8 protein-coding genes and 1 pseudogene are annotated in these 13,253 nt (G+C 72.1%); all 9 read left to right on the top strand.

What is annotated here, in order from left to right; genetic code table 11:
- Positions 1–435: alpha-glucosidase C-terminal domain-containing protein (locus tag AC07DO_RS37110; RefSeq protein ID WP_479066417.1), on the top strand; the 435-nt coding region annotated here is incomplete at its 5' end.
- 13 nt (positions 436–448) lie between these two features.
- Positions 449–1,789 (top strand): maltokinase N-terminal cap-like domain-containing protein, encoded by a 1,341-nt coding sequence (locus AC07DO_RS37105; RefSeq protein ID WP_479066415.1) that lies wholly within the window; start codon positions 449–451, stop codon positions 1,787–1,789.
- A gap of 53 nt (positions 1,790–1,842) precedes the next feature.
- Entirely contained in the window at positions 1,843–4,080 is a 2,238-nt protein-coding gene (gene glgB / locus AC07DO_RS37100; RefSeq protein ID WP_479066413.1) for a 1,4-alpha-glucan branching enzyme, read from the top strand.
- 330 nt (positions 4,081–4,410) lie between these two features.
- The gene (locus tag AC07DO_RS37095; protein WP_479066411.1) at positions 4,411–8,091 is read left to right on the top strand and encodes a nitrate reductase subunit alpha; all 3,681 of its coding nucleotides are present in this window, start codon (positions 4,411–4,413) and stop codon (positions 8,089–8,091) included.
- Entirely contained in the window at positions 8,091–9,734 is a 1,644-nt protein-coding gene (narH, locus tag AC07DO_RS37090) for a nitrate reductase subunit beta (protein WP_479066409.1), read from the top strand. Before AC07DO_RS37095 ends, narH begins: the two co-directional genes overlap by 1 nt.
- Positions 9,731–10,378, top strand: a complete 648-nt coding sequence (narJ, locus tag AC07DO_RS37085) for a nitrate reductase molybdenum cofactor assembly chaperone (RefSeq protein ID WP_479066407.1) — start codon at positions 9,731–9,733, stop codon at positions 10,376–10,378. The genes narH and narJ overlap by 4 nt, the downstream gene beginning before the upstream one ends.
- On the top strand, positions 10,375–11,088 hold the full coding sequence (narI, locus tag AC07DO_RS37080; RefSeq protein ID WP_479066406.1) for a respiratory nitrate reductase subunit gamma: 714 nt from the start codon (positions 10,375–10,377) through the stop codon (positions 11,086–11,088). The genes narJ and narI overlap by 4 nt, the downstream gene beginning before the upstream one ends.
- Before the next feature lie 173 nt (positions 11,089–11,261).
- Positions 11,262–12,242, top strand: coding sequence for a helix-turn-helix transcriptional regulator (locus tag AC07DO_RS37075; RefSeq protein ID WP_479066404.1), 981 nt, complete (start codon positions 11,262–11,264; stop codon positions 12,240–12,242).
- Between the two features lie 178 nt (positions 12,243–12,420).
- Positions 12,421–12,987: pseudogene (locus tag AC07DO_RS37070) on the top strand (dioxygenase family protein); the annotation flags it as partial.
- Between the last annotated feature and the right edge of the window lie 266 nt (positions 12,988–13,253).

Below are 13,253 nucleotides of genomic sequence, written 5' to 3'. Positions count from 1 at the left end.
CTCTACCTGCCCACCATCATGGACCCGGTCTACGGCTACCAGGTCACCAACGTCGAAGCCTCCATGTCCTCACCGTCCTCCCTGCTCCACTGGACACGCCGCATGATCGAGATCCGCAAACAGAACCCCGCCATGGGCATCGGCTCGTACACCGAGCTGCCGTCCTCCAACCCGGCGGTGCTCGCCTTCCTGCGGGAGTACAAGGACGACCTGGTGCTGTGCGTGCACAACTTCTCGCGCTTCGCCCAGCCCACCGAACTCGACCTCCAGACCTTCGACGGGCGCCATCCCGTCGAGCTCATCGGCGGAGTGCGCTTCCCTGCCATCGGTGAGCTCCCGTACCTCCTGACACTCGCGGGACACGGCTTCTACTGGTTCCGGCTGTGCAACGACCTCCACCCGCGCCGTCCGGCGGAACTCGCCGTGCGCCTCTGAAGGGACGTGTCGCATGCTCAAGACCGCAACGCAGTCGCGCGAAAGCCTCAGCCCGCCGGTGCTGCTCACGTCTCTGGCCGGAGTGCTCCAGAAGTGGCTGCCCGAGCAGCGCTGGTTCGCCGGCAAGGGACTGCCCGTCACCGAGCTCGCCGTGGTGTCGATGACCGAGCTGCACCCGGGCTGCCTGCACCTGCTGATCCGCTCCCGGCACGCCGGGTCGCGCGAGGACTGCTACCAGCTGCTCCTCGGCGTGCGCAGGGACCTGCCGCCGCGCCTCCACCACGCCGTGATCGGCCGCCCGAGCGAGGGCCCGCTCGCGGGCCTCACCGTGTACGACGCCCTCCACGACCCCCGGTCCGCCACGCTGCTCCTCGAACGCCTGCGCACGCCGGGCACGGCGGGCCCCCTGCGCTTCGAACGCGACGTCCAGACCGTGGTGCCCCCGAACCTCACCCCCCGTGTCCTGGACGGCGAGCAGTCCAACACCTCGCTGGTGTACGGCGATTCCTTCATCCTGAAGCTCTTCCGCCGCATCCAGTACGGCGTCAACCCCGACCTGGAGGTGCCGTGGGCGCTCGCCGGTCAGGGCTGTGCCCGCGTGCCGTCCCCCGTGGCCTGGTTCTGGACGAGCGAGCCGCGCAAGACGACGCTCGGCGTGCTCCAGCCGTTCCTGCGCGGCGCGACCGACGGCTGGACGCTCGCCCTCACGTCCCTGGCCGCGGGGCAGGACTTCACCGACGAGTCGTACGAACTGGGGCGCGCCACCGCCGAAGTGCATCTGGCCCTGGCCCAGGTCTTCGTCCCCGAAGTACCGGACCGGCACGGCGGCCGTCACCTCGCCGAGCGGATGACGTCGCGCCTCGACACCACCGCCCGACAGGTTCCCGCGCTCGTTCCGTACGTGTCCCGGCTGCGGGCCGCCTACGACGCGGTCGCGGCACTCGGGCCGGTGCGACCGCCCCAGCGGATCCACGGCGATCTGCACCTCGGCCAGGTGCTGCGGGCCGGGCAGCGCTGGTTCGTCATCGACTTCGAGGGCGAGCCGGCCCGCCCGATCGCCGAACGGAGGCGCGCCCAGGCGACCGTGCGCGACGTGGCGGGCATGCTCCGCTCCTTCGACTACGCGGCGCACGCCAGGCGCCCCTGGCAGCCCCGGTGGGCCAAGCGCTGCCGTGAGGCGTACTGCGCGGGGTACGCCGCCGAGGCGTCCTGGGACCCGCGGACGGAGGCCGGACTCCTGCGGGCCTACGAGACGGACCGGGCCGTGTACGAGGCGCTGTACGAGGCCAGGCACCGGCCGGACTGGCTGGCCGTGCCCATGGCGGCGATCGCCCGTCTCGCGGAGGGCCGCTGACCTCACCGCCCGCGCCGTCCGCCCCCGCCTTTCCCTGAGGAGACCTGACACCCGTGGTCATCATCGATACGTCCACCGCCGCTCCCGCGCCCGCCCTCCGCGCCGCGTTCGCGCCCCTCGACGACGAGAGCCGTGGCCGTCTGCTGGCGGGCACGCACCACGATCCGCACGCGGTGCTCGGCGCGCACGCGGTCGCGGGCGGCGTGGCCTTCACGGTGCTGCGCCCTTACGCCGAGGCGGTGCGGGTCGTCGTCGACGGGCAGGCCGTTCCGCTGCACGACGTGGGGGACGGGCTGTTCTCCGGCCTGCTGCCGTTCGCGTCGATCCCCGCGTACGTGCTGCGGATGACGTACGACGGCGTGGAGACCGAGCTCCAGGACCCGTACCGCTTCCTGCCCGCGCTCGGCGAACTCGACCTGCATCTGATCGGCGAGGGCAGGCACGAGGAGCTGTGGAAGGCGCTGGGGGCGCACCCGATGACCCATGAGGGGGTCGTCGGCACCCGCTTCACGGTGTGGGCGCCGAACGCGCTGGGGGTGCGGGTGTGCGGGGAGTTCTGCCACTGGGACGGTGCCGCCCACCCGATGCGTTCTCTCGGCTCGTCCGGGGTGTGGGAGCTGTTCCTCCCCGGCATCGGCGAGGGCGACCTGTACAAGTTCGACATCACCCGACCCGACGGCACGCACACCCTCCGCGCGGATCCGATGGCGCGCCGGGCGGAGGTGCCGCCGGCGACCGCGTCCGTCGTCGCGCGGTCGACCCATGTGTGGTCGGACGCGGAGTGGATGGAGCACCGCGCGGACCGGCCCGTCCACCGCTCCCCCTTCTCCGTGTACGAGGTCCATCTCCCGTCCTGGAGACCGGGACTGACGTACCGGCAGCTGGCCGAGGAACTCACGGCCTACGTCTCCGACGCGGGCTTCACGCACGTGGAGTTCATGCCGGTGGCCGAGCATCCGTTCGGCGGGTCCTGGGGTTACCAGGTGACCGGCTTCTACGCGCCGACCGCCCGCCTCGGCACCCCCGACGACTTCAAGTTCCTCGTCGACGCGCTGCACCGGGCCGGCATCGGCGTGATCGTGGACTGGGTCCCCGCCCACTTCCCGAAGGACGACTGGGCGCTGGCGGCGTTCGACGGGGAGCCGCTGTACGAACCGGGGGACCAGCGGCGTGCCGAGCATCCCGACTGGGGCACGCTCACCTTCGACTACGGTCGCACGGAGGTCCGCAACTTCCTCGTCGCCAACGCCGTCTACTGGTGCGAGGAGTTCCACATCGACGGTCTGCGCGTCGACGCCGTGGCCTCCATGCTCTACCTCGACTACTCGCGCGAGGACGGCCAGTGGGAGCCGAACGCGCACGGCGGACGCGAGAACCTCGACGCGGTGTCGTTCCTCCAGGAGATGAACGCCACCGTCTACCGCCGCTGCCCCGGTGTCGTCACCATCGCCGAGGAGTCCACGGCCTGGGACGGCGTCACGCGGGCCACCCACGACACGGGGTTCGGGGAACTCGGCGGCCTCGGCTTCGGCCTGAAGTGGAACATGGGCTGGATGCACGACTCGCTGGAGTACATCCAGCACGAACCGGTGCACCGCCAGTACCACCACAACGAGTTGACCTTCTCCATGGTGTACGCCTACAGCGAGAACTACCTCCTGCCGATCTCGCACGACGAAGTCGTCCACGGCAAGCGGTCGCTGGTGTCGAAGATGCCCGGCGACTGGTGGCAGCGGCGCGCCGACCACCGCGCCTACCTGGCCTACATGTGGGCGCACCCCGGCAAGCAACTCCTTTTCATGGGGCAGGAGTTCGCCCAGGGCTCCGAGTGGTCGCCGGACCACGGGCCCGACTGGGGTCTCCTCGACCCGGCGTACCCCGCCGAGCCGGACCACGGCGGGGTGCGGCGGCTGGTGCGGGACCTCAACCACCAGTACCGGGACGCGCCCGCCCTGTGGGAGCAGGACACGGTGCCCGCCGGGTTCGCCTGGATCGACGCGGACGCCGCCCAGGACAACGTGGTCGCGTTCCTGCGGTTCGCCGCCGACGGGACACCGCTCCTCGCCGTCAGCAACTTCTCCCCCGTCGTCCGCCGCGACCACGTGCTCGGCGTGCCGGAGTCGCCCGGCACCTGGCGGGAGACGCTCAACACGGACGCGGCGTGCTACGGCGGCGGCGACGTGCGCAACGCGACCCCGCTACGGACGATCCCGGAGCCCGTGGGCGCCTTCCCCGCCCACCTGCGCCTCACCCTCCCGCCACTGGCCACGCTGTGGCTGCGGCCCGGATGACATCCAGGGACGCCAGCGCTGCGCGTACCCCTCCCGCAAAGCCCCGCCGAACAGGCCGAGCACCTCTTCGACGGCGGCCGTCAGCGGTGCGGCGTCGGCATGCGCGCCCGGGCGGCCGAGCCTCGCTCCCGGTAAAGGGACTGTGCTAGTCCGACCTTGTCGGGCACTGGTCCGTACCAAGAACCGGAAAAACAACTTCTAGGTACAACCAACTGGCCCGAATGGCTTCCACATCGCGGGCGGGGCGGGAGGACTCTGAGCTCGTTCGTCGAAGCACGCAGGCCGGAGGTGACCGCTCCGGCAGGCCGGTCCCCGAGGGGAGTCCGAGGAATGGGACGTGGCAGGGCGAAGGCGGAGCGTATCGCGGCGGACGCCGCAGAACGCCTTTTCGCCGCGGGACAGTTGCTGCAGAGGGCGCCGACGACGCCCGACAGCAGAGCCGTGTTCCGCACCGATCAAGACGTCAACGACAGCCCGTACCGCGATCGTTGGGCTCACGACAAGGTGGTGCGCTCCACCCACGGGGTGAACTGCACGGGTTCGTGTTCCTGGCAGGTGTACGTCAAAGACGGCCTCATCACGTGGGAGACGCAGGCGACCGACTACCCCTCGGCGGGAGCGGACCGGCCGGACTACGAGCCGCGGGGCTGCCCGCGCGGCGCGTCCTTCTCCTGGTACACGTACTCCCCGACCCGCGTCCGCTACCCGCACGCCCGCGGCGTCCTCGTGGAGATGTTCCGGGACGCCAAGCGACGCCTCGGCGGTGACGCGGTGGCGGCCTGGGCGGAGCTCACCGGCGATCCCGACCGGCGGCGCCGCTACCAGTCGGCGCGCGGCAAGGGCGGTCTGGTGCGGATCGACTGGGACGAGGCGCTGGAGATCGCGGCCGCCGCGCACGTGCACACGCTCAAGGAGTTCGGGCCCGACCGCATCGCGGGATTCTCCCCGATCCCCGCGATGTCGATGGCCTCGCACGCCGTCGGGGCCCGCTTCCACTCCCTCATCGGCGCCCCGATGCTGTCCTTCTACGACTGGTACGCGGACCTGCCGATCGCCTCGCCGCAGGTCTTCGGCGACCAGACCGACGTACCGGAGTCCGGGGACTGGTGGGACGCCGCGTATCTGATGCTGTGGGGCTCCAACGTCCCCGTCACCCGCACGCCCGACGCCCACTGGATGGCCGAGGCGCGCTACCGAGGGCAGAAGGTCGTGGTGGTCTCGCCGGACTACGCGGACGCGACGAAGTTCGCCGACGAGTGGCTGCACCCCCACCCGGGCACGGACGGCGCGTTGGCCATGGCGATGGGGCACGTGATCCTGCGGGAGTGCTTCGTGGAGCGGCAGGTGCCGTACTTCACGGACTACGTCAAACGCTTCACCGACCTGCCCTTCCTCATCGCGCTCGACGAGCACGGTCACGGCACGGGCGCCCGCGTGCCCGGCGCGTTCGTCACCGCCAGGGACCTCGGCCTGGCCAAGGACGCCGAGGCCGGGTCACGGCGCTGGATGCCCGTCCTCCACGACGCCGCCACCGGCCGCCCCGCCGTCCCCAACGGCACCCTGGGCGACCGCTGGGGCAAGGACGGCGAGGGCCGCTGGAACCTGGACCTGGGGGACATCGACCCGCTCCTGAGCCTGCTCGGGCACCCCGGCACGGAGACGGCCGAGGTGGTGCTGCCCCGCTTCGACGAGGAGGGCGCCACCGTGCGGCGCACGGTGCCCGCGCTGCGCGTCGACGGGCACCTGGTGACGACGGTCTTCGACCTGATGCTCGCTCAGTACGGCGTGGGGCGGGCCGGGTTGGGCGGCGCGACGGCCGAGGAGGCGGCGGTGTCGTACGAGGACGCGGCCACGCCCTGCACTCCGGCCTGGCAGGAGGCGGTCACGTCGGTGCCCGCGCGGGCCGTGGTGCGGGCGGCACGGGAGTTCGCCCGCACCGCGGAGCAGACGCGGGGCCGCTGCATGATCGTGATGGGGGCGGGCACCAACCACTGGTTCCACTCGGACACCATCTACCGGTCGTTCCTCTCGCTGCTGCTGCTCACCGGCTGCCAGGGCGTCAATGGCGGCGGCTGGGCGCACTACGTGGGCCAGGAGAAGGTGCGCCCGTACGCGGGCTGGCAGCAGGTGGCCACCGCGTCGGACTGGGTGCGGCCGTCGCGGCAGATGGCCGGCACACCGTACTGGTACCTGAACACCGACCAGTGGCGGTACGAGAAGTTCACCGCGGACGCCCTGGCGGCGCCGACCGCGCCCGGCACCCTCGCGGGCCTGCACACCGCGGACCTCGTGGCCCGCTCCGTACGGCAGGGCTGGATGCCCTCCTACCCGACGTTCGGCGCCAACCCCCTTGACCTGGGGCGGCGCCTGCACGAGTCGGGCGCCGACCCGACGAACTGGGTGGCGGCCGAACGCGACGCGGGGCGGCTGACGTACGCCTGCGAGGATCCGGACGACCCGGCCAACTGGCCTCGGGTGCTCACCGTCTGGCGGGCCAACCTCATCGGGTCGTCCGCCAAGGGCAACGAGTACTTCCTCCGGCACCTGCTGGGCGCGTCCGACAACGCGAGCGCCGAGGAGGCGCCGCCGGACCGGCGGCCGCGCGAGGTGACGTGGCGGGACGACGCGCCGCGCGGGAAGGTCGACCTGCTGCTCGCGCTGGACTTCCGCATGACGTCGACCACGCTCTTCGCCGACCTCGTGCTGCCCGCGGCCACCTGGTACGAGAAGCACGACCTGTCCAGCACCGACATGCACCCCTACGTGCACGCCTTCTCCCCCGCCATCGACCCGCCGTGGCAGGCCCGCACCGACTTCGAGATCTTCCACGGCCTGGCCGCCGAGGTCGGCCGCCTCGCCGCGGGCCGCCTGGACGTGGCCCACGACCTGGTCGCCACTCCCCTGCAGCACGACACCCCCGGCGAGGCACCCCCCGACGGACCCACGGGCCCCCGCTTCACCCTCGTGGAGCGGGACTACACGGCCATCGGCGACCGGATGGCCGCGCTCGGACCGCTCACCGGCGAGGAGGGCATCACGGTCAAGGGCGTCACCGTGCGGCCGCTGCCGGAGATCGACTGGCTCGGCACCCGCTGCGGCACGGCGACGCGCGGCCCGACGCGCGGGCGGCCCCTCCTCGACACGGACGTCAAGATGTGCGAGGCGATCCTCGCGCTGTCGGGCACCACCAACGGACGGCTCGCCGCCGAGGGCTTCGACCGCCTCGCCGAGCGCTGCGGCGCCGACACGGGCCTCGGCGAGCTCGCGTCCTCGGTGGCCGAGCGGCGCGTCACGTTCTCCGACACGCAGGCGCGCCCGGTGCAGGTGGGCGCGAGCTTCGAATGGTCGGGCAAGGAGGGCCCCGAGCGCCGCTACTCCCCCTTCACGATCAACACGGAGCACTTCAAGCCCTGGCACACCCTCACCGGCCGCCAGCACTTCTACCTCGACCATCCGTGGATCGCCGAGTACGGCGAACAACTCCCCGTATACCGGCCGCCGTTGAGCCTCCCGGTGCTCGGCGAGCAGCCGTCGGCGGGGCCGGACGGCGGACGTTCCGTGACGGTGCGGTACCTGACGCCCCACTCCAAGTGGTCCATCCACTCCGAGTACCAGGAGAACCTGCTGATGCAGACGCTGGCCCGCGGCGGCCCCGTCATCTGGATCGGCGTGGACGACGCCGCGTCGATCGGCGTGGCCGACAACGACTGGATCGAGGCGCACAACGCCAACGGCGTGGTGGTGGCCCGCGCGGTCGTCTCCCACCGCATGCCGCCCGGCACGGTGTTCATGTACCACGTCCAGGAACGCCTGGTGAACGTCCCCACGTCCGAGGCGACCGGGCGGCGCGGCGGCGTCCACAACGCGCTCACCAAGCTCCTGATCAAGCCGACGCACCTGATCGGCGGCCACGCGCAGCTCAGCTTCGCGCCCAACTACTACGGCCCCACCGGCAACCAGCGCGACGCGGTCACCGTCATCCGGCGCCGCTCCCAGGAGGTGCAGTACTGATGCCCCGTGACGGAGTCACCGTCGGCCGGGTCATGGCACAGGTGGCCATGGTGATGAACCTCGACAAGTGCATCGGCTGCCACACCTGCTCGGTCACCTGCAAACAGACCTGGACCAACCGGGCGGGCACCGAGTACGTGTGGTTCAACAACGTGGAGACCCGCCCCGGCCAGGGCTACCCGCGCGGCTACGAGGACCAGGAGAAGTGGCGCGGCGGCTGGGAGCTCAAACGCGGCCGGCTCGTGCCCCGGGGCGGCGGCCGCGCCCGGCGTCTGGCCCGGCTGTTCGCCAACCCCGAACTCCCCTCGCTCGACGACTACTACGAGCCGTGGACGTACGACTACGAGACCCTCACCACCGCCCCCCTCGGCGACGACGTGCCCACCGCCCGGCCGCGCTCGCTGATCGACGGCGAGCCGACCGCGGTGACGTGGGGGCCGAACTGGGACGACGACCTGGGCGGCGGCCCCGAACAGCTGGCCGGTGACCCGGTGCTGAGGAAGATGAACGACCAGGTGCGCCTGGAGTACGAGCAGGCGTTCATGTTCTACCTGCCGCGGATCTGCGAGCACTGCCTCAACCCGTCGTGCGTCGCGGTCTGCCCGTCGGGCGCCCTCTACAAGCGCATCGAGGACGGCATCGTCCTCGTCGACCAGGACCGCTGCCGCGGGTGGCGCATGTGCGTGAGCGGCTGCCCGTACAAGAAGGTGTACTTCAACCACCGCAGCGGCAAGGCCGAGAAGTGCACGATGTGCTACCCGCGCATCGAGGCGGGCCTGCCGACCGTGTGCTCCGAGACGTGCGTGGGCCGCCTGCGCTATCTCGGCGTCATCCTCTACGACGCCGACAAGGTCGGCGAGGCCGCGGCCACGGAGCACGAACAGGACCTCTACCAGGCCCAGTTGGACTGCTTCCTCGACCCCGACGACCCCGAGGTGGCGCGCGCCGCCGAGGCGTCCGGCATCCCCCACGACTGGGTGACCGCCGCCCGGCGCTCCCCCGTGCACGCGCTCATCAGCCGCCACAAGGTGGCGCTCCCGCTGCATCCCGAGTACCGCACCATGCCCATGGTCTGGTACGTCCCTCCGCTGTCGCCCGTCGTCGAGTCCCTGACCGCCACCGGGCACGACGGCGAGGACCCGGCCAAGCTGTTCGCCGCCATCGACTCGCTGCGCATCCCCGTCGGCTATCTCGCGGAGCTGTTCACCGCGGGCGACCCGGCGCCGGTGGAGGCGGCGCTGTGCCGGCTCGCGGCGATGCGCTCCCACATGCGGCGCGTCAACCTCGGCGAGGAGCAGGACCCCGCCATCGCGCGCGCCGTCGGCATGGACGCCGACGAGATCGAGGCGATGTACCGGCTGCTCGCCCTCGCCAAGTACGACGAGCGGTACGTGGTCCCCACCAGCTACACCGCCCCGGCCCCCGGCTCCGACGACCTCGACGCCGGGTGCAGCCTGGACGGGCGGGACGGACCCGGCATGTACGACCCGGACGCCTTCCACGTCCCCCTGGGGGCGTCGGCGCCCGGCAAGGAGCCGGAGCACGCGGGGACTTCGCTGCGCGACCGGGTCAACCTCCTGAACTGGAACGGCCGCGGCCGCCCCGAAGGGCTCTTCCCCGGCGCGGAGGGCGACGCCCGGTGAACCGGGCCGTCGTTCACCAGGCCGCGTCCCTGCTGCTCGGCTACCCGGACCGGGACTGGCCCGGACGGCTGCACACCGTCCGCTCGGCGCTGGAACCCGTGCCGGGCGCCGACGTCCGGCTCCTGCGCCGGTTCTGCGCACGCGTCGACGGCACCGCGCCGCTCGAACTCGCCGCGCGGTACGTCGCCACGTTCGACCGGAGCCGCCGACGCTGCCTCTACCTGACGTACTACACCGACGGGGACACCCGCAGGCGCGGCACCACCATGGCGGGGCTCAAATCGCTCTACCGCGCTCACGGTTGGCGGCCGCCCGCGGACGAACTCCCCGACTTCCTGCCCCTGATGCTGGAGTTCGCCGCCCGCACCCCGGACGCCGGGGCGCGGCTGCTCGCCGAACACCGGCCCGCCCTCGAACTGCTCCGCTTCGGCCTGACCGCCTACGACAGTCCCTACGCCGACGTCGTCGAGGCCGTCTGCCGCACCCTGCCGGGCCCCGGCCCCGCCACCCGCGAGGCGGCCCTGCGCCTGGCCCGCACCGGCCCGCCCGCCGAATCCGTCGGCCTCCTTCCCTTCCCCCGGTTCCCCCAGTCCTCGCAGCTTGGACCGTTGCCCGCCCCGCACGCGGAGGAGACCGCCCGGTGAACCATCTGCGCATCGCCCTGTGGGGCGTACTGCCCTATCTCGTCCTCGTCGTCATGGTCACCGGCACGGCCTGGCGCTACCGCTACGACCGGTTCGGTTTCACCACGCGTTCCAGCCAGCTGCACGAGCACCGGCTGCTCAGCATCGGCGGTCCGCTGTTCCACTACGGGCTCCTGTTCGTGGTGGCCGGGCACGCCGTCGGACTGCTGATCCCCGAGTCGCTCACGGAACGCGCCCACGTCCACGAGTGGATGTACCACGTCAACGCGCTGGTCGTGGGCGGCACGGCGGGCCTGGCCACCCTCGCGGGCCTGGCGGTCCTCATCCACCGGCGGCTGCGCGTACCCGCCGTGCGCGGGTCGACCAGTCGCAGCGACCGCGTCGTCCTGCCGGTCCTGGTCTGTGTGATCCTGGCGGGCCTCGTCGCCACGGCCACCACGCTGCGGCCCCACTCCTACGACTACCGCCTCGGGGTCTCGGTGTGGTTCCGCTCGCTGTTCGCCCTCGACCCCGACGTCTCCGCCGTGGCGGACGCGCCGCTCGCCTACCAGGTCCACGCGCTGCTGGGCATGGCCCTGTTCGCCCTGTGGCCGTTCAGCCGCCTGGTGCACGCCTTCACGGCCCCGCTCGGCTACCTGGCCCGCCCGTACGTGGTCTACCGGTCGCGCGGGGTTCCTGCGGGGCGCAGGGAGGGGGCGACGCGTCGCTGACCTCCGTCGTCGCCGGTCGGCGACGAGGGGGACATGCGGGGAGGTGTGCCACCGGAACCGGTGTCGGCGCGTTCGCGCTCCTGTCGCGGGCGGCCGCTCGTGCCATGGTGAGAACGGACCGGCGATTGGTACGGACCAGCCGGGTCGACACCGATGCCCCGAGGAGCGTGCACATGCGCGGCACAACGGTCTTGCCCGGTGAGGGGAACAACGGAGAGCCGGGCGAGGACGGCATGCCCATGCACCGGCTCCAGGTACCGATGCCCAACGCGCTGCCCTTCGCCATCGGCACGTTCGACACCATCGGACCGATGTCGCGCGCCCCGTTCCCGCACCGGCACACCTTCCACGAGATCGTCCACGTCACCGCGGGCACCGGCCGGCACGTCGTCGACCTGGGCCGTTTCCCGCTGCGGCCGCCGAACCTGTGCTTCATCGCCCCCGGGCAGGTGCACCACTGGGAGGACGTGACCGGTCTGGAGGGCCGGGTCATCCTCTTCACCGACGACTTCCTCGTGGACCACCCCGCCGACCGGCACGTCCTGCGGACCCTCTCCCGGCGCTCCTGGCTCGACCTGACGGCGGAGGCCGCGGAGGAGACCGCGCGCCTGGTCGCCGAGCTCGACGGCGAGTACCGGTTGGGGGCCACCGGATTCCACAGCGTCCTGCGGGCGCTGCTGCACGTCCTCGTGGTGCGGGCGGCACGGCTCCCCGCGCCCCGGTCACCGGCCGAACCGCCCGCGCCGCCGCCCCTGCCCGAGGGCCCTTCCCACTCGCGTCCCGGCTCGGTGGCCGCGGACTTCCTGACCCTCATGGGGGCTCCCGACGCGGCCCTGCAGTCGGTGCGTTCCTGCGCGGACCACCTGGGCGTCTCGGTGAGCTATCTCAGCGAGGTGGTGAAGGCGGAGACCGGCAGGACACCCGGCGAACTGATCCGGCAGACGCGGGTGCACGAGGCCAAACGGCTGCTGCTGCGCACCGAGTTGACGGTACGCCAGGTCGCGGGACGGGTCGGCTTCAAGGATCCGGCGTACTTCTGCCGCTTCTTCCGCCGCGAGACCGGCGCGAGCCCCGGGGACTTCCGGCGCGGCGGTGGCGATATTCACCACGACCACCGGCTCGAGTCCATCGCCGGGCCCTCCTCGCCCGCATAACTTCATAGCCGATCCGGAACCACCGACCCCCACAGGCTCAGGAGGAGCGATGGACCACGAGACCGGCAGCCCCGGAGGGGGCATACCAGGGGCGGACGACACCCCCGCCGTCGACGGCGTGAACGGCACCAAGGGCCCCAGCCGCAAGACCGTCCTGCGGGCCGCGGCCGCGCTGGGCATGGCCGTACCGGTGTCCCTCATGGGCGTACCCGCACTGGCCAGGACCGCCACCGAGCGGGGCGAGGCACCGGAGCTCACCCCCACCTGCGACGACGGTGACGACCCGACCATCCCGCAGATGGAGGGGCCGTACTTCAAGCCCAACTCCCCGCAGCGCACCTCTCTCATCACGACCGGCACCCCCGGCGTGCGCCTCACCGTCACCGGCTACGTCTTCGGGCGTGCCTGCAAGCCCATCTCCCGGGCCCTGCTGGACTTCTGGCAGGCCGACACGTACGGGACGTACGACAACGCCGGGTACCGCTTCCGCGGGCACCAGTTCACGGACGCCAACGGCGCGTTCAAGCTCACCACGATCGTGCCCGGCCTCTACCCGGGCCGCACCCGGCACCTGCACGTCAAGGTGCAGGCCCCCGGGCGTCCGATCCTCACGACGCAGCTGTACTTCCCCGGCGAGCCCCGCAACAACACGGACACGATCTTCGACCCGCGCCTCCTCATGAACGTCCGCACCGTCGGGAACACGAAGGAGGCGGACTTCGACTTCGTCCTGAACGTGCCGCAGTAACCCCGCGTGCAGCCGCCGGGCCGCGTACAGCCTTGGGCGCCCTCCGCCGGTCGACCGATCGGTCGTGACCGTCCGAGGAACAGAGGAAGTCGTAGGTCGCCCGCACACCGCAGAGTCCCGCGCACCCTGCCCCTGATCGCCGCGCCGCTGTTGGTGGGCAGCGGCCTTGCGGCCCTGACGCCGGGGCAGGGCAGTGCCCGCGCGGACTCCGCCGTGCGGGCGACGGACGACTTCAACGGCGACGTACGGCTCCGAGGACGGCC

It is taken from the genome of Streptomyces sp. NPDC045678, assembly GCF_056432085.1.
This window is presented reverse-complemented; position numbering and strand designations above follow the sequence as displayed.

What these genes read in the sequence shown, in the direction of transcription:
- AC07DO_RS37105 (WP_479066415.1), top strand. Translation starts at nt 449, where the DNA reads ATGCTCAAGACCGCAACGCAGTCGCGCGAAAGCCTCAGCCCGCCGGTG.
- AC07DO_RS37095 (WP_479066411.1), top strand. Translation starts at nt 4,411, where the DNA reads ATGGGACGTGGCAGGGCGAAGGCGGAGCGTATCGCGGCGGACGCCGCA.
- narH (WP_479066409.1), top strand. Translation starts at nt 8,091, where the DNA reads ATGCCCCGTGACGGAGTCACCGTCGGCCGGGTCATGGCACAGGTGGCC.
- AC07DO_RS37075 (WP_479066404.1), top strand. Translation starts at nt 11,262, where the DNA reads ATGCGCGGCACAACGGTCTTGCCCGGTGAGGGGAACAACGGAGAGCCG.